The sequence below is a fragment of the Paenibacillus sp. WC2504 genome (genome assembly GCF_052682475.1).
This window is the reverse complement of record NZ_JBQZFH010000001.1, coordinates 1,909,158-1,925,750: the sequence shown is the minus strand read 5'-3', so window position 1 is coordinate 1,925,750 and position 16,593 is coordinate 1,909,158. Positions and strand designations below refer to the sequence as shown.

Here is a 16,593-nt window from a genome sequence, read left to right as displayed (position 1 = left end):
TCGGAACATGCAAAAACCACTTATAAAGAACTTTATTAACGACCACCTCTTACCATTGGACATTGTATTTAAGGACAAAAAGACACCAAATCGTGAACTGCCAGAGCATCTTCATGATCGCTTTGAATTGGTTTATATTTATAGTGGAAAAGGTACGTTTTTCTTAAACCAAATGCTCTATGAGATGAATGAAGGAGACCTCTTCATCATTCCTGGAAATACCGTTCATCAGGCATTGCCAGATTCTGAATTTCCAATCACTGCCACTGCTGTCTATTTTGATTCGCAACTGATCGGACATTATTCAGCCGGTGATTCGTTTACGAATAGGCAAGTTTTTGAGCGAGCCCGAAAATATAAGAGCTATAAGCTTGTAGTCCCAGCGGCCATGCGCCCTCATCTCGAAGATAAACTCAAACAAATGCATGAAGAATTGGAACAACATGAAGCTGGTTTTCGATACGCAGTTCAATTACATTTAAATAGCCTTCTCATCAGCATTAATCGGTTGATATTAAAAGAATCCCATCCTCAACTGGCGGCGTCCGATATCGGCCCCCCCTGGTTACTAAACATCCTTCAACACTTAGATCAGTTTCACACTGATCAAATCGCTGGACTGTCGTATTTGGCTAAGCACACTTCCGTCTCAGCCGCTCATTTATCTAGGGTGTTTAAACAACTAACCGGGATGAACATCACCGACTATGTGAATGCCAAGCGAATTTCAACTGCAAAGGAGCTGCTTTTAACTACCGACTTAGGTATTGATACGATCGCCCACAATTGCGGGTATGAGAGCTTACCTTATTTTCATAAGTTATTTAAGAAGTTTACTGGTGTTACCCCAGGCGTATATCGAAGAAAAGTAATGAATGAAATTAGCTTCCAATTAGACAACTGACTTAAAAATGTGAAAGTATCCCTGCTCCTACTGATCTTTACAATTGATTTTCTTGAAAACATGGAAATGTCAGGATAAAATTTTAGATAATAGGAGTCAGGAGGGACAAATAAATGAACTTTATTTTCTTTTCGCCAAATTATCCAAATTACTGCACGGAATTTTGCTTTCAATTGAAAAAATGCGGAGTGAATGTACTTGGCATTAGCGATGTGGATTATTACCTACTTGACGAGAAGCTGCAATATTCGCTAACTGAGTACATCAAAGTAGATCGTCTGGAAGATTATGATGAGGTTCTGCGCGCGGTCGGTTACTATACCCATAAATATGGAAAAATTGATCGTTTCGAATCTCTTAACGAACATTGGCTAGAGCTTGATGCGCACATTCGAACGGATTTCAACATTTTCGGGACGAAGCTCGATTTCATTTCTAATTTGAAACAAAAATCGAAGATGGAAAAGTTTTTCAAAAAAAGCGGTGTCGAGTCCATACGTTCCATAACGAAATTCGATCGTGCGAAGGCAAAGAAATTCATTGCCAAAATCGGCTATCCCGTCGTTGTAAAACCGAATATAGGCGTGGGAGCGAACATGACTTACAAAATCGCGAACGAGTCGGAGCTTGAGCATTTCTTGCATACCAAACCGTCAGATGTCGAATTTATCATGCAAGAGCATATAGACGGCGTACTGCAAACTTACGATGGTCTTGTCAACAAAGATGGTAAAATCCTATTTGCTGCAAGCCACGAATTTCCACATAGCATCATGGAATCTGTAAATGCTGGAAATCATTTTAGCTATTATTGTTTAAAGGAAGTAAGCGAGGAAATTGAGGAGGCCGGTAGAAAGATCATCCAAACCTATGGGATCAAAGAACGTTTTTTTCATCTTGAGTTTTTCAAATCCAATGTGGATGGAAATATTATTGCGCTTGAAGTCAATATGAGGCCGCCCGGTTCGTGGATGACGGATGCGATCAATTATACTTACGATATCGATATCTACGAACTATGGGCGAATATGGTTGTTAACAATCAGGTAGAAGGACCTTTTGTCGGGAAGTATTATACCGGGTTTGCCAGCCACAAAAACCACCTCCCCTACGCCCATGGGCACGAAGAGATCATGCAGCGTTATCACCATGAAATTGTCAATCACTTCAGCATTGAGGATGTACAAAGCCAGTCAAGGGGAAATTATGCGTATCAATTTCGCTCAAAGAACTTTGATGAAGTGAAACGAATTGAAGCTTTTATCCATGCCGTAGAAAACAAAGTCGAGGTGTATGCATGAAAGTAACCTATCACAAGGCATATAGTGACAGCTTGCAAAGGGACATGGAATACAAAACCTACGGACATCAAGGGAAGCCCGTTCTTGTTTTTCCCACCTCCTGCGGACGGTTTTATCAGTATGAAGATTCTGGTATGATCGGCACGTTGGAAAGTTACATTGAACAGGGGCAAATTCAAGTCTGGACATGCGACAGCATTGATGAAGAGACATTTTATGCCAAGCACTCGTCGACCGATGAGAAAATGAAACGCTATGACCAATATGATGCCTATGTGAAAAACGAACTCATACCTTCTATTCTGCATCAAAGCAAGGAGAGCAACGGAGGACAAACTCTGAAGATCCTGGCGACAGGATGTTCGCTGGGGGCTTATCATAGTGCCAACATGTTTTTCCGGCATCCACAATATTTTGACAGTTTAATTGCTTTAAGCGGTTTGTATTCGACCAATCGATTTTTTGGAGAAGAGGTCCCTCCTTCAGCTTATTACCACTCCCCACTTCATTATTTAAAAAACTTGGAGGACGATTCCTATCTGAATCAATATAGGAACAGCCAAATCATCATTTGTACAGGCCAAGGCGCTTATGAAGATTTAATGCGATCGGAGACGCAGAAGCTCTTGGAAGTGCTGCAGGAGAAACACGTCCCAGCAAGCGTGGAATTTTGGGGGTACGATGTCAATCATGATTGGTATTGGTGGAGGAAACAAATCCTTTACTACATGAATTGGTGCCTAAGTTAACCCAGTAGTTAAACAGGCTGCCAATTTGCTGGCAGCCTGTTGTCGTTGTAATATAGTTCCTCATTATATTTTCCAATTATAGCGAATTTTGTCTATGACATTCTTCCATAACGGCAATTTGTTGGCGCACTTGTGATGGTGTAATTTCGAGTTCTTTCCCATGTACAATCGTATTATAAATCATGTTATAGAAGTTTTGAGCCATCGAAGGGAATACATCTTTCCCCTGTTCGGCGGGGATGTCCCAGCTCTCTTCGTACCACTTTAGTTGTTCCCGGCAGTACGCCGGCTCATTTTTTTCGTTGACCATAGGCGTTGTCACTAATTTCAGTTCTCCCGCTTCCTCCTGTTTAAAATATTTCCAGTCCAGATGGGTTGTGCTCCCTTTGATTCCGCCTCTAGTCCCTTGGACATTATAAGTGAAACTTGGATATGCGCAGCAGGAAGAAATTTCTATATCAATGACAGGACGCCCATGGCCATGCAGGATGACCTTTACGTAGTCCTCGGCGTCTCCAGCCGTATTCGCACGATCCATTATAGAAGTGATATGGGGCATTTCCTCGCTACCAAAAAATTGGAGGGCTTGATCTACCGGATGTGGACCCGTATTTAAGAGATTGCCTCCATCATTAGCTTTTAAAGTCTGCCAATCCCATCTTCTTGCAAAATTGTTGTAAGCAATACTCACCTGAACCACTCGTCCAATCACGCCGGATTTAATAATTTCTTGCACTTGGCGATAAGCGGGTGCGTACCTGGACTGCTGAAAAATAGCAAGCAATTTCCCTGTTTTCTTGGCCGTATCAATCAAAATATCAACCTCATGTGCCGTTCTGGCAAGCGGTTTCTCAGACAATACATGAAATCCGCTTTCCATAATTTCTTTAGAAATCGTGAAATGAAAATGGCTGGGCGATGCATTTATGATTAAATCTAGATCATTTCGCTTAAACAGATCTTTGTAATCACGGTACACATCACAATTCAGCTCTTTTTTAGCTCTTTCCAGCCGCTCTTCCAACATGTCAGCTACTGCAACAATTTCATATTGCTCCTTCATTTGGCTTAAAGAATTGGCATGTATATCACGACCGCTGCGCCCTTGTCCTATGATGGCAACTCTAATCTTTGTCATATTGTTACCTCCGATATTAATTTGCGCATGTATTGCACATACTGGGGAAACGCAATCTCCGGGTTTTCCAGTTCAGGATGCCATTTTTTCTCCCATTCTAAGGTGAAATAGCCTTGATAACCTTCACGGTTTAATAACTTGTAGATGTCTTTCAGCGGTATATCTCCTTCTCCGGTTAAACAGTATTGGAAATCTTCTCCTCCGTTTTCTCCGGCACGTGAATCTTTCACATGTGTGTACTCGATCCATTGCCCCAGTGTCTTCCAAGTTTCCTCCGGTTGCTCTCCCACCATGCGGTAAGGATGGTGCACATCCCACAGTACCCCGACGGCTTCCGTATCCACCTGCTCCAACACCTTTTTCATATTCACGCATGAAATCCAATCATCATGTGTTTCAATTAAAAGCTTAACACCGTGCGCCTTTGCGATTTTTGCCATTTCGCTTACATGCTGAGCGACCTTCTCAACAGCCGTTTCCCGGCTAACACCATCGCTAATTTTACCCCCAAACACACGAATGTAGCGTGTTCCGAAAATACGGCAAAGCTTTGAGAATTCGGTGATCTCCTGCATATTCTTCTCGAAGTTTTCCGTTGAGAACAAATGGACGGAGCTAGAAAAGCAAGATACATGCAAACCGGAATCCGTGATTTTACGAAGTGTTTGGTCAACCTGCTCGGAAAACTCCGGAAGCTTGTAAATATTCATTTCACCGGTCAAGCCTCTAAAATCAATTGCGTCAAATCCATATTCAGTCGCGTTGGTAATAATTTTATCTAAGGGCCACTCCGGGCACCCTAACGTGGTAAAAGATAGTTTCATATAGGTTCACTCCAATTTGTTAACATATTTTAGAATCATTTTCCCATCATATTGTCAGCTATCAAACTTCCAGTAATGTTCCTTCATACTTATAGTTTCTGAATCTTGGATTGATACCGTGAAGCATCAACCCCTGTCCCCAGCTTACATGCTTATCATTCGTCGGCTGATCCTCGGGATCACGAACCTGGACAAGTATATTTCTACGCGTCCGGTCACTGCGGTTGATAGGTGAGCCATGAATCGTTAAATAGTTAAAAAATAAGACATCCCCGGATTCAGCGATACAAGGAATTCCGCTCTCAATAGGATATTCTTTATGATTCAAATAGTAGCTTCCTACATGAGGTAAGGGTCCCTGTTTATGCGATCCCGGAATGACATGCAAACAGCCGTTTTCCTCATTCGTATGATCCAAATGAATGCTGGCGAGCATCATACTGTGCTTGCTGTGCGGGAAATACGGATAATCCTGATGCATGGGAAAGGCTGCTCCCTTCTCCGGAGGTTTGACCATCATCTTGGTATGATGCAGTTGAACATTCTCGCCAATCAATTGGGTGAAAATCGTGATCAAATTCCTTTGCGTGATCATGCGCATGAACTGGGCGTCATGATATTGAACATCATGGAAGCCCTTAAGTACCAGCTTCTTTAGTTCTTCCGGCGGCAGATAGTCTCCAGCCCAAGCATGGCTCCGGTCAAATTTCGATGCAGCCGCCCTCTTCAGGAATGTTTCTACCGATTCACGGAACGTTTCAACTTCCTCTGCGTCATACACACCTTTCACAAGTAAGTAACCATTCTCATGATAAAACTTCACTTGATCCTCAGAGATCATGCCAATCCCTCGTTTCAACTATAATTTGGCCTATTAGCTCAACCCTTCACAGCGCCTACCAAAACCCCTTTGGTAAAATATTTTTGCAAGAATGGATACACGGCAATGATAGGTAATGTGGCGATAATGATCGTACAATATTTAATAATTTCGCTAACCGCTTCTTTATCGCTCCCACCGGAACCGGTAATCATGCTGTCGGTACTGCTGTTTATCAGAATCTCACGCAAGAAGAGCTGTAAAGGATAAGCATCTCGATCTCGCAAATAAATCATGGCGCTGAACCACGAATTCCAATGGGCCACAGCGTAAAACAAAATCATAACGGCGATTACGGCTTGCGATAAAGGCATCACGATTCGAAACAAGATCGTTAGATCATTGGCTCCGTCAATACGAGCGGATTCTTCCAAACTATCCGGAATCGCCGCAAACGAGGTTCTCATGATAATCAAATTATAGGTGCTGATCGCTCCCGGTAGAATGAGTGCCCACATCGTGTCAAACATGCCGAGACTTTTCACAAGCAAATAGTTTGGAATCAAACCTCCGCTAAAAAACATCGTAAACACAATCATCATCATGATGGAATCCCGCAGCATGACACCTTTTCTCGATAATACATAGGCTCCGATCGAGGTAATCACTACGTTGATACTTGTTCCCACTACAACATAAATTAACGTATTGGTGTAACCCGTGATGATATTGGGATTTTTAAAAACACTGATGTAGCCGTCTACATTAAAACCCAAAGGCCAGAGCAGCAAACCGGAATGACTTGCTAAACTAGAGGGGTTGCTTAAGGACGCCATAGTAACATATAGAAATGGATAAAGTGTAATTAAAGCTAGAAACAGCAAGAAGCATATATTAAAAAAACCGAAAATAGCTTCGGCTTTGCTTCGCTTTAGATTCATCGTCATCCCTCCCTACCAAAGACTGGTTTCATTGACTTTTTTACTGATTTTGTTGGTAGCTACCAAAAGCGCAAAATTGATCACCGAGTTAAATAATCCAACGGCTGCGCTGAAGCTGTAGTTTGCTTCCAGAATCCCTTTGCGGTAGACATAAGTTGAAATCACATCCGAAGTTTCGTAAGTAACCGGATTGTATAGCAGGAAGATTTTATCGAATCCGACGTTCATCATGCTTCCCATTCTTAAAATAAACAAGATGATAATGGTGGGCATAATTCCCGGCAGTGTAACATGCAGCATTTGCTTGAAACGTCCCGCCCCGTCAATCGTCGCTGCTTCATACAAGTCCTGATCGATGCCGGCTAAAGCAGCCAAATAGATAATCGAGCCCCAACCCACTTCCTGCCAAATATTAGAGCTCACATAGATGGTTCGGAATAATCCAGGTTCAAGCAGCATCGTTATTCTTTCCATTCCCATGAAGGCGAGTAAATCATTAATAATCCCGTTTCTTGCCGTAAAATCTACAATTAAACCGCATAAAACCAGCACTGAAATAAAATGCGGCAAATACGTCACCGATTGCACAAACCTTTTAAAAACATCATTTCTTCGTACTTCGTTTAATAGCAAGGCCAAAATGATGGGTGCCGGAAAACCAAAAATAATGTTATATACACTAATTAAAAGGGTATTCGTAAGAATTCTGCCGAAATAAACATCGTTGAAAAAATCGGTAAAATGCTGCATTCCCACCCAAGTGCTGCCCCAAATCCCCTTCATTGGAGAGAAATCTTTAAAAGCAATCGAGGCTCCATACATAGGAATATATTGAAAAATAATATAGTAAGCGACCACGGGGATGGCCATGAAATAAATGATTCTGTTTTTATATAAGTCTCTTCGAAGTCTATGGACAAAGCCGCTTTGCTTCGTCGTTGGATAGATACTTCTGGCATGCGCCGCCTCACCAACCGTCAAATTCTCCATCATTCGTCCCCTTTGAGCGAAGAAATTTGCGCAGCAGGCATCCAGCATTGATCTTACCTTTAGGAGGCGATCAAGTGCTGGCGCTCCTGCTGCTTGCCAATCCTATTCTGGTCAACGTTAAGGCTTATTGCCTTGCCATGTATCTGTCATATGCCGCTTGCTGAATTTTGATCGCATCTTCGATTCCCATAGCTTTTAATTTGCTCATATAATTATCAAACTCACTAAGAGGTACTTGTCCCATGATCATTTTAGAGAATATCTCATCCCTATACGTATTAACCGCAGAAGTAATGGATGCCATCTTGGTTGATTCTTCAATGGTTGGCGTTACCCCTGGCGGCATGGTTCTGTCGTAGGAGCCTGCTTTCCATAAGCCAATAATTTGCTGCTGTTCAGGTAAAGCCATGCGCTGCTGCCAAATCTCAGGTGTCATGACAAAGGCCAGTCCGCCAGATCCTCGGGAATATTTAGATAACGCCTCATCAATCGACAAGCCTTTTGGATTATTCGTAATCTCTGGAAGCAATTGAGGCGAACCATTCACCATCTTGTAGCTCTCGCCTTCAATACCGAAGGTATTGAGCAGCGATCCTTCAGGACTGTAGCCATAGTCCAACCACATCGCAGCTTCCTTCGCATATTTACTTTTTGCGGATATCGCGACACCGCCGCCACTGGCAACCTTGATTTCATCAACATTGAAATTGTAGGACTTCGTGCCTGTAACATAAGGCGGAACCGTTCCTGATAATTTTACCGACGGATCTTTCGCTTTCATCAATTGAACAAATCTTCCGAATGTTCCTGATGTGGATCCCGTCCATGAGCCTGCACGGTTACCCATAACTTTGGTATCGAATTGTTTGGCATCCGTAATCCCAAAATCAGGGTCGATCAAGCCTTCTTTATACCACTTTGCTAAGGTTGTTAGCGCTTCCTTATACTCCGGTGTGTAAGGTCCATATTTGACATTATCGCCGTCATGATAAAACCCGTAGTTGATCCCCCATGCTCTGACCCAGTTCTGCAGGTCCCCCGCTCCTTTAGGCGCCAAAGGAATTTCGTCATTTTTACCGCTGCCGCTAGGATTTTTCGTTTTGAACGCTTTTAGTACTTCATACCAATCGTCAATCGTTTCAGGCGACTTTAAATTCAGTTTTTCCAACCAGTCCTGGCGGATCTGCCATCCAAAAGTCTGGAATGCAGGATTCGGATTCGGGTTTACTTTCGCATACTGATTCGGCGATTGGGCCTCTGGATAAACATAGATCGTACCGTCGTCTGTCCGCAGTTGTTTATTCGCTTTAGGATCGGAGTTCATAAACGCTTTAAGGTTAGGTGAATACTTATCTACCAAATCATTCAACGGTAAAATGACGCCATCCTTGATCGCTTTATTGGGCCCGCCGTTATAATCGCCTATCCAGTTATAATAAATCAGATCAGGTAAATCGCCTGACGCGACCATAAGGTTGAACTGTTCTTTGATCGCCGCCCCATCCATAGATGCAGGATGAATGAACTCGATATGAATCCCTGTCCTTTTTTCCAGTTCTTTAAACACAGCGATTTCATTATAGTTTTTCATGGTTGCCGCTACTTTGGCATCCATGGGCACAAACATTTTTAAAGTGATGGGCTTATTCACGATAGGCAGCGGGATTGAAGATAAACTTGCTTCATTTTTTTCTGACGTACTTGTTTGCTTCGTACCATTAGAGGTGCACCCCGTTAATACACTTGCGAATAATACAACAGAAAGAGATAAAGCTGAAACCATGCCGAGTTTACCCTTCATTGGTAGTTCCCCCTAGACATTTTGTATTGATAAGACCTAACCCTGGGAATAACTAATATCCATAAAAACATCCTGTCTCACTGTCTTCTTGTATTTGGAGCTTCCGATCAGTTCCTTAAGCTTCTTCTCATATTCATCTGTATCCATAGGCAGCTTAATGGTTTGATCGTTAAACGAAGAAAGCATAATTGCGTTCGCAATTGTCAGTCCGTTAATCCCCTCAGGGCCATGTGCGATAAGCTCCCCGCCGCCATTTTGTATAGCCTCGATAAATTTCTCTGTCACAACTCGATGCCCTGTAGGTACATTCACGTTCACAGGAATTTCCGTGTACCAATTTTCAACATTGCCCATCCTGCTTTGCGATTCTTTGATAAAACGAAGCATCGACTCACGGGTTCGATACAAAACAATTTGATTATCCTCAAAAACCAATTTCCCGTACTCTCCCACGATCTCCATCCGGTTGGATCCAGGTGTTTCAGCGGTAGTTACGATAAAATGGCCAACCATCCCGTTCTCGTGCTCAAAGTAGGCCGTTACTTCGTCTTCGACTTCAATATCATGATATTTGCCAATATGCGCAAAACCGTTGATCCGTGACGGGAGACCGAATAGCCATTGGTAGAGATCCAGATTATGCGGACATTGGTTGGTCAAAATTCCTCCGCCCTCCCCAGCCCACGTTGCACGCCATTCGCCGCTATCATAGTAAAGTTGAGATCGGAACCATTTGGTATTAATCCAGGTCGCTCTGATTAATTGGCCCAGCTCGCCGCCATCAAGAATGTCTTTTATTTTTTTATGATGAGGGTAGGTTCTTTCTTGAAACATAATGCCAAACATCAAATTGGGATAGTGTTCCTTAGCGCTTTCATAAGCGTCTATCGTTTTTTGAGCATCATTGACATGCACCGCAATAGGTTTCTCACAAAGAACATGGATTCCCTTATAGAAGGCATCAATCGATATGGGCGTATGATCGTAATGGGGAACGGCTATTAACACAGCCTCTATACCCGATTTGTCAAAAAGCTCCGTATGGCTGTAATAGGCCTTGGTATGGTAGAGAGCCGCTGTTTTGTCAGCCTTTTCATGTACAACATCACAAACTCCTACGACTTCAACTGTCTCCATCTGTGTCAAATACTTGAGATGGCTGCTTCCCATTCCGCCTAAACCAATTACACCTAATTTCACTTTTCTCATTGGACTCAACCAATACCCCTCCCCGTATATTAAAGTGTAGTTTAAGCCTGACCAAAGTAGGAAAAACGAAGAATAAAGCGTTTTCTTTTGCTATTCTAAAATAATACTCGCAATAAGTCATAGTTTTTTGTGATTAAAATATCGTTTTTTGTGCAGGAATGGCTACTTGATTCCCTTGACGGGAGTCTGTAAAATAGTTTTGTGTAAACTTCTTTAATATGGAAGTATAGGAAAGGTTGGGGAGCAGCGGAGTTTATAGAATATCAGATTGATTGCGGTCATTATTCACCGACTGTCGCTGGATGCTATCCAGCATCAGTAACACTACTATTCACCTGAACCTTCAGGTATTTAAAGTGAGGTAAGATGGATGAACTTAGCTTATGAAAGTATAGACGAATGCATCCGTTATGAACGTAGAATCTATAATCCTAATAAATGTAATGTTAACTTTCATTTGCACGAAGAGTTTGAGATTTACTTTTTAATCTCAGGTGATGTGAACTATTTCGTTGAAAAGAACATGTATCCAATTCAATATGGCGATGTCATGATTACAAATAATCAAGAAATTCATAAACCTTCCTTCAAAAACGATAACGTATACGAACGAATAACGTTACAGTTTACACCACATATCGTTCGCAAATTTAATTCTCCAAGTCTCGACCTTCTAAGCTGTTTTCTAAACAAACCTAAAGGCCAACAAAATAAGATTACGCTTCAACCCAGCCAAATTAATGAATTTCTGCGTCTTTTTAATCAAATTGAGAATCTTAAACCCCATGTCGGCTATAAGATTTTAAAGCTGAATTATCTCATTGAATTGTTAGTCTTGATCAATATTATCTTCAAAGACGTTAATCGTTCGGAAAACCTCTCTTCTATGCCGGAATTATTAACTTCTTTATTAGACTACATTGATATGAATTTGGAAAAGGATCTCACACTTGAATCTCTTTCTACTAAGTTTTATGTGGATCGATTTTATATGGGGAGAGTTTTCAAGAAACATATCGGTAGTAACATCCATGAATATATTCTTTTCAAACGGATATCCAAAGCTAAACAGATTCTCTCGGAAGGTTATAGCGTCACAGATACCTGCGAACTGTGTGGATTTAATGATTATTCCAATTTTTTGAAAATGTTTAAACGTACCGTTGGTATCTCTCCTGGAAAATATAAGGGTAATTTAGGTAATATGGATATTGACTAATCGGTTCGAAAAGGAGCGACTACTATATCCATGAAATTATCAAGTTCACAATTATTGGCTTTAGAGCATATTACAAAATACGCGAGAAACCACAAAGATGAAGCTGAGCGGGCAATTAAGGAAATTATTCAAATGTCTAATATCGCGTCTAAACCATTTGAAGAAGCTGTCGCCAAACTAAAGGCGCACGCAAAAATTGCCCTGCATTTTCATCCAGATAGACCTGATCCGACAATGAAAAGCGTTGCCGAGGCACTGCTTGAGCAAGGAATTTATAAGAGCCAGTTTGAAACATTATTATCTAATGGTAGCGTGTCAGCTTATCCTGGCGGTGAACGCGACCTCTGGGAAAAGAAGATTTTTGGAGGAGCCTATCAACGAATGGACTCAACCCATAGCCAGCGTCCCAAGTATGGAGCACTGGATTTGATGTTACATCCAGATGGTCCAGCACCACGTTTTGGATCTTGCTATTTCCTTCTATCTCCGGAGGTCGCATATCGTTGTACATTCACTTATTTAGATTCTCATCAAGATCCGAAGGAAAAGGGTACGTATGAGGAGTTTGATATCATTATGGCCGCTCTCATGAAGGAGGCATTCTTAAGAGATTTTGCTATCGGGGAAAAAAATCTGACACCACAGAAATTAATCAATCATGTGCTGGTTAATCTGGAAAGGCCACTCTCTGACCCAGGAATCAAAGAGCCTAGCCGCAATCTTAACCATTATATTGAGGCCCAGGTGCATGGGAATATTTCACTTAAGGAAGACGTGGAAGTGCTCGTTGCAGATCCTTCATTTAGAGGAACTCCTACGGGGCGGACCCTGGAACAAATATGCCTCAAGTATTCAATTGATCTCTATTGGCATATGGGCTTTGTGCTTTTGGCAAATGAAGTTCCCTCAGATTTTAGAGGTCACTCGATGCCTTCCTTAGCCAAACGCATTGCACGAAATGATTTTATCGATGTGAGCATGATTGGATCGGCTGTAATGGACTTGAGGCGCAATCCCGCTTCTTGGAGCGATCGCGGAACCTATAAAGAAGTACTTCAAGAGTTAAAACTTATGTGGCATGTTCTAGTGAGATATGGAAAGCCACTTCGAAACTTTAAGCTATACTAATAGTGACTAGCTATTAACTCGAATAGTTTAAACACCTGCCTGTAGTCACAAACAACAAACCGGAACCCCTTCGGGTCCCGGTCTCATCCTACCCAACCTCGCTCAACTTCCCATCCCGAAAATACACAACCCACTTCGCCTGCGGCACAATCGTCAAATCCCAATATATGATTGATGGATGCTTAGTCGTTTTATCTAAAACAGGAAAGAGGATACCTTAATTGATAGTGTTCGTATGAGCTGCTCACTCGCTTGCTCTAACAATTCAGGTGCTTGCTTCATGGCTTCTTCTAATGTCATAGGACCGGTCATAATACTATGAACACTATGAATACCAACATCGTATAACTGTTCGATCCCTTTACCTACCGAACCAGCAAAGGCAATCGTAGGAACATTGAATTTTTGTGCCTCTTGAGCAATGCCCATCGGTGTCTTGCCAGATACCGTTTGGTTGTCAATCCGACCTTCTCCTGTTATGACAAGATCTGAGTCTATTAGATGCTGACGCAATGAGGAATATTCGATAACAACATCAATCCCGCGTTGTAGCTTAGCAGGAAAGAAAGCAAGGAATGCTCCACCAAGACCGCCTGCAGCACCAGCACCGGGCTTATCATGCAGATGCATGCCAGTATGTGCTTCGATAAGATCGGCCCAAAGTGTCATGTTTCGCTCGAGTTGATTGATCATTACAGGGGTAGCACCTTTCTGAGGACCAAAAACATGAACAGCGCCTTCTGATCCGATCAAAGGAATCTGCACATCCGAAGCGATCAGAAATTGAGACTCGGCAACTCGTGGATCCCATCCACGATCATCGATGGTCACAATCTTGTCCAAGGACCCTCCCCCCCATGAAACATCTTCCCCGGTTTCGTCTAATAATCGCATACCCAACGCTTGCAGCATCCCTGCACCACCATCAAGCGTAGCACTACCGCCAATTGCCAATATGAATTCGCGATATCCGGCATCTAGTGCTTTGGAGATTAATTCACCCGTTCCATAAGTTGTTGTTATTAACGGATTTCTTTGATCTTGCGACAATAAACAGATGCCTGATGCACAAGCCATCTCGATTACAGCGACCGAGCCTGACTTCATCGCACCGTAGTGGGCTTCTATCCGATTTCCTAATGGCCCAGTTACTATTGCCGGGTTATACACGCCTCCGATACCTGCAATCAGGCAATCAATTGTCCCTTCTCCTCCATCGGCTACCGGAATAAGTACAGTTTGAACATTGGGCATATATCTCCTAAAGCCTTTGTCAATAGCTAGTGCTGCAGTGGCTGCACTCATGCTTCCTTTGAAGGAATCTGGCGCAATAATTATCTTCATTGTCTTATTCGGCAAGCACGATATCCCATTCATGAATTTCATAATTGCGGGCTCCCTCAATAATATAAGGATCCTCTTTCACCCATGCCTCGACTTCCTCCAGGCTATTTGCTTTGTAGATCACCAATCCGCCAGCTCCGTCTGTAAATCGTCCGTTTGCCAGCAGCTTGCCTTCCTCTCGCCGATTCGCCAGAAATTGTAAATGCTGTTCTCGATACTTCACGCTTTTATCCGCATCTTTCATCGGTAGAAAAACGGCAAAATGCTTTAAGAACTCTTTATTCTCGTCCCGCTGAAGTTGAAAGCCCAGCATAGCAGACATATCCTGTCCTGCGAAACCGTTTCGAATCGCGCCTTTCAGCAAGCTTCTTACACGGTTGCCGACAGATAGATCTACGCCGCTTTGCTTAGCCATTTCAATTGCGAGGTCCAGATCTTTTCCAAGAAGCTTAATTGCAAAACCAGGCTTGTAGTCTTCCTTAGCAATGTGATTACTATAGTGACGTTCAAGCATGCGGCTTCCTGCAAAGCTCGTACCTAAAATCTGCACAAGTTTCTCTTCTCCAACAGATGATTTCCTTCCAAGCGCCAAACCTTCACTTACCGCTTGAGTATGAATACCAACCATCAGTTGATTTATAAGTTTCACGACCGAGCCGCTTCCGCTGCTGCCAACGTAATCAACCTGCTTGCCGATTGCTTGAAGCACGGGGAGCGCTCGTTCAAAATCGTTCCTATTACCACCAACCATAATGCTCAGTGTACCCGCTACGGCACCTGTCGTACCGCCGCTAACCGGCGCGTCGAGAAATGGAATGCCGCGCCATGCAGCAGCTAAGTGTATTTTGCGGTTTAACTCTGGACTAACTGTACTATTGTCAATCAGCATGAGACCCTCACGCCCATTGTTAATTAAACCATTATCGTCCAGATACACCTGTTCGATATCAGCAGGTAGTGGTAGACAAGTCATAATCAAGTCCATGTGAGAGGCAAGATCCGCAACCGTGTGGCCCGTATGTCCTCCTAATGCTTCAAGCTGCTCTTCAGCCGCTTTGCTTCTGTTTATCCCGTATACCTCATAGCTTGCTTTAATTAAATTTCGAGCCATTGGCAAACCCATATTACCGAGACCAATAAATCCGATTTTCTTCAAAATAGTACCTCCTTATCTAATAACCGTATCTAGGGATATGGGGATCTTTTCTCCCCGTTTGGCGCTCTCAATCGCAGCAAAAACCATCGCCATGCTCACCAAATTATCGGAACAATCCGTTTCCGCTTTTCGGCCTTCATTCAGCGATGCCATCATCTCATCGAAACAAGCGTCATGACCTTCTTTTCCAGTCCAGATCTCGGAAGGCCCAACTGTTTCAAACTCCTGCATACGAGAATCAGTAGTCACTTCTCCCCGCAACACGTTGCAATAAGGATCATTGTCGCCATCCCATATGAGTGTGCCTCTAGAACCAACAACCCGCCAACTTCCCTGCCAAGATGTTGGAGCGCCATGGGCACACCATGATCCGTTGTATGAAAACACCGAGCCATCCGACATCTCGAAGATACAGATTGCCGAAGCGTTTCCCTTATACCAAGAATACGGAGGATTAAACTCATGGCAATATACGGATATGGGATCAGCCTGAAGCAAATACCTTGCCTGATCGAACGTATGAATAGCCATATCCAATAACAAAGGATTATTCATTACATCACGAAATCCGCCGAAGTGTGGTCCCAAGAAGAAATCCGCTGTTGTTTGTCCCGGCTTTCCAATTCTACCTTGATCGATCATTCCTCGTGCTTCCCTGATCTGTTTTGAAAAGCGACGATTCTGCATAACGGAATATTTCTTGCCATGCCGTCGTACAAAACCCTCCATCTCGATGGCATCCGCCATCGAAACGGCCATCGGCTTTTCTCCAATTACGTCGCAACCTAATTCTACCGCTTTCATTACGATTTGCTTGTGAACCTCGGGAATCGTCACATCGAAGACTAAGTTCGAATCCGTTTGGCGTATGGCGTAATCCAAATCATCGCTGCATAAGCAGTCGAGCCCAAATTCCCTTGCCATTGCTTCCGCAGCCGATCTATTAATATCAACCAATGCGACGATTTCTATATCCGCACGAGATATCGCATACTTCACCCAGCGCTTAGCCATATTCCCACAACCGACTTGAGTAAGCTTATATGTTTTACTCACAGCAGACATGATG

The 16,593-nt window shown here is 42.9% G+C and carries 15 protein-coding genes; 5 read left to right on the top strand and 10 right to left on the bottom strand.

Annotated elements, in window-relative coordinates; all coding sequences use genetic code 11:
- Positions 1-7 precede the first annotated feature (7 nt).
- The 3 genes from ACUN27_RS08645 to ACUN27_RS08635 all read left to right on the top strand — a co-directional run bounded on the left by ACUN27_RS08645 (position 8) and on the right by ACUN27_RS08635 (position 2,954).
- Positions 8-904 carry an AraC family transcriptional regulator gene (locus ACUN27_RS08645; protein ID WP_326061224.1) on the top strand — a complete coding sequence of 299 codons (897 nt, stop codon included), beginning with the start codon at positions 8-10 and terminating at the stop codon, positions 902-904.
- A gap of 113 nt (positions 905-1,017) precedes the next feature.
- A complete protein-coding gene (locus tag ACUN27_RS08640; RefSeq protein ID WP_315952010.1) occupies positions 1,018-2,205 on the top strand; it encodes an ATP-grasp domain-containing protein in 1,188 nt (395 codons plus the stop codon).
- A gap of 44 nt (positions 2,206-2,249) precedes the next feature.
- Entirely contained in the window at positions 2,250-2,954 is a 705-nt protein-coding gene (locus ACUN27_RS08635) for an esterase family protein (protein ID WP_445558749.1), read from the top strand.
- A gap of 76 nt (positions 2,955-3,030) precedes the next feature.
- On the opposite strand, the gene ACUN27_RS08630 is transcribed toward ACUN27_RS08635, so the two are convergent.
- From ACUN27_RS08630 to ACUN27_RS08600, 7 genes are all read right to left on the bottom strand, one after another.
- Positions 3,031-4,092 carry a Gfo/Idh/MocA family protein gene (locus tag ACUN27_RS08630; protein WP_326061222.1) on the bottom strand — a complete coding sequence of 354 codons (1,062 nt, stop codon included), beginning with the start codon at positions 4,090-4,092 and terminating at the stop codon, positions 3,031-3,033.
- Positions 4,089-4,916: a sugar phosphate isomerase/epimerase family protein gene (locus tag ACUN27_RS08625; protein WP_445558748.1), complete on the bottom strand. Its 828-nt coding sequence runs from the start codon at positions 4,914-4,916 to the stop codon at positions 4,089-4,091. Before ACUN27_RS08625 ends, ACUN27_RS08630 begins: the two co-directional genes overlap by 4 nt.
- A 61-nt stretch (positions 4,917-4,977) precedes the next feature.
- Entirely contained in the window at positions 4,978-5,757 is a 780-nt protein-coding gene (locus ACUN27_RS08620; protein WP_326061220.1) for a phytanoyl-CoA dioxygenase family protein, read from the bottom strand.
- Between the two features lie 38 nt (positions 5,758-5,795).
- Positions 5,796-6,677: a carbohydrate ABC transporter permease gene (locus ACUN27_RS08615; protein WP_315952017.1), complete on the bottom strand. Its 882-nt coding sequence runs from the start codon at positions 6,675-6,677 to the stop codon at positions 5,796-5,798.
- Between the two features lie 12 nt (positions 6,678-6,689).
- Positions 6,690-7,667: an ABC transporter permease gene (locus ACUN27_RS08610; RefSeq protein WP_315952019.1), complete on the bottom strand. Its 978-nt coding sequence runs from the start codon at positions 7,665-7,667 to the stop codon at positions 6,690-6,692.
- Positions 7,668-7,791: 124 nt separating this feature from the next.
- Positions 7,792-9,468, bottom strand: coding sequence for an extracellular solute-binding protein (locus ACUN27_RS08605; protein ID WP_445558747.1), 1,677 nt, complete (start codon positions 9,466-9,468; stop codon positions 7,792-7,794).
- A 36-nt stretch (positions 9,469-9,504) separates the two neighbouring features.
- Positions 9,505-10,677, bottom strand: a complete 1,173-nt coding sequence (locus tag ACUN27_RS08600; RefSeq protein WP_315952240.1) for a Gfo/Idh/MocA family protein — start codon at positions 10,675-10,677, stop codon at positions 9,505-9,507.
- Positions 10,678-11,047: 370 nt separating this feature from the next.
- Here ACUN27_RS08600 and ACUN27_RS08595 point away from each other — a divergent pair, with 370 nt between their 5' ends.
- A complete protein-coding gene (locus ACUN27_RS08595) occupies positions 11,048-11,896 on the top strand; it encodes an AraC family transcriptional regulator (protein ID WP_315952023.1) in 849 nt (282 codons plus the stop codon).
- 30 nt (positions 11,897-11,926) lie between these two features.
- Positions 11,927-13,024 carry a DUF3626 domain-containing protein gene (locus tag ACUN27_RS08590; RefSeq protein ID WP_326063274.1) on the top strand — a complete coding sequence of 366 codons (1,098 nt, stop codon included), beginning with the start codon at positions 11,927-11,929 and terminating at the stop codon, positions 13,022-13,024.
- A 195-nt stretch (positions 13,025-13,219) separates the two neighbouring features.
- Here the strand turns inward: ACUN27_RS08590 and ACUN27_RS08585 are convergent, their stop codons facing one another.
- From ACUN27_RS08585 to ACUN27_RS08575, 3 genes are read right to left on the bottom strand one after another with little or no spacing between them, the layout of a single operon-like run.
- Positions 13,220-14,368, bottom strand: coding sequence for a glycerate kinase (locus ACUN27_RS08585; protein ID WP_445560607.1), 1,149 nt, complete (start codon positions 14,366-14,368; stop codon positions 13,220-13,222).
- A gap of 4 nt (positions 14,369-14,372) precedes the next feature.
- On the bottom strand, positions 14,373-15,524 hold the full coding sequence (locus tag ACUN27_RS08580) for an NAD(P)-binding domain-containing protein (protein ID WP_445558746.1): 1,152 nt from the start codon (positions 15,522-15,524) through the stop codon (positions 14,373-14,375).
- Positions 15,525-15,536: 12 nt separating this feature from the next.
- The gene (locus ACUN27_RS08575) at positions 15,537-16,589 is read right to left on the bottom strand and encodes a Gfo/Idh/MocA family protein (RefSeq protein WP_445558745.1); all 1,053 of its coding nucleotides are present in this window, start codon (positions 16,587-16,589) and stop codon (positions 15,537-15,539) included.
- Between the last annotated feature and the right edge of the window lie 4 nt (positions 16,590-16,593).

Excerpts from the sequence above, each read along its gene's own strand:
- ACUN27_RS08585 (WP_445560607.1), bottom strand. The coding sequence starts at position 14,368 with ATGAAGATAATTATTGCGCCAGATTCCTTCAAAGGAAGCATGAGTGCA.
- ACUN27_RS08605 (WP_445558747.1), bottom strand. The coding sequence starts at position 9,468 with ATGAAGGGTAAACTCGGCATGGTTTCAGCTTTATCTCTTTCTGTTGTA.
- ACUN27_RS08645 (WP_326061224.1), top strand. The coding sequence starts at position 8 with ATGCAAAAACCACTTATAAAGAACTTTATTAACGACCACCTCTTACCA.
- ACUN27_RS08595 (WP_315952023.1), top strand. The coding sequence starts at position 11,048 with ATGAACTTAGCTTATGAAAGTATAGACGAATGCATCCGTTATGAACGT.
- ACUN27_RS08610 (WP_315952019.1), bottom strand. The coding sequence starts at position 7,667 with ATGGAGAATTTGACGGTTGGTGAGGCGGCGCATGCCAGAAGTATCTAT.
- ACUN27_RS08615 (WP_315952017.1), bottom strand. The coding sequence starts at position 6,677 with ATGAATCTAAAGCGAAGCAAAGCCGAAGCTATTTTCGGTTTTTTTAAT.
- ACUN27_RS08590 (WP_326063274.1), top strand. The coding sequence starts at position 11,927 with ATGAAATTATCAAGTTCACAATTATTGGCTTTAGAGCATATTACAAAA.
- ACUN27_RS08635 (WP_445558749.1), top strand. The coding sequence starts at position 2,250 with ATGGAATACAAAACCTACGGACATCAAGGGAAGCCCGTTCTTGTTTTT.
- ACUN27_RS08575 (WP_445558745.1), bottom strand. The coding sequence starts at position 16,589 with ATGTCTGCTGTGAGTAAAACATATAAGCTTACTCAAGTCGGTTGTGGG.
- ACUN27_RS08600 (WP_315952240.1), bottom strand. The coding sequence starts at position 10,677 with ATGAGAAAAGTGAAATTAGGTGTAATTGGTTTAGGCGGAATGGGAAGC.
- ACUN27_RS08625 (WP_445558748.1), bottom strand. The coding sequence starts at position 4,916 with ATGAAACTATCTTTTACCACGTTAGGGTGCCCGGAGTGGCCCTTAGAT.
- ACUN27_RS08630 (WP_326061222.1), bottom strand. The coding sequence starts at position 4,092 with ATGACAAAGATTAGAGTTGCCATCATAGGACAAGGGCGCAGCGGTCGT.
- ACUN27_RS08620 (WP_326061220.1), bottom strand. The coding sequence starts at position 5,757 with ATGATCTCTGAGGATCAAGTGAAGTTTTATCATGAGAATGGTTACTTA.
- ACUN27_RS08640 (WP_315952010.1), top strand. The coding sequence starts at position 1,018 with ATGAACTTTATTTTCTTTTCGCCAAATTATCCAAATTACTGCACGGAA.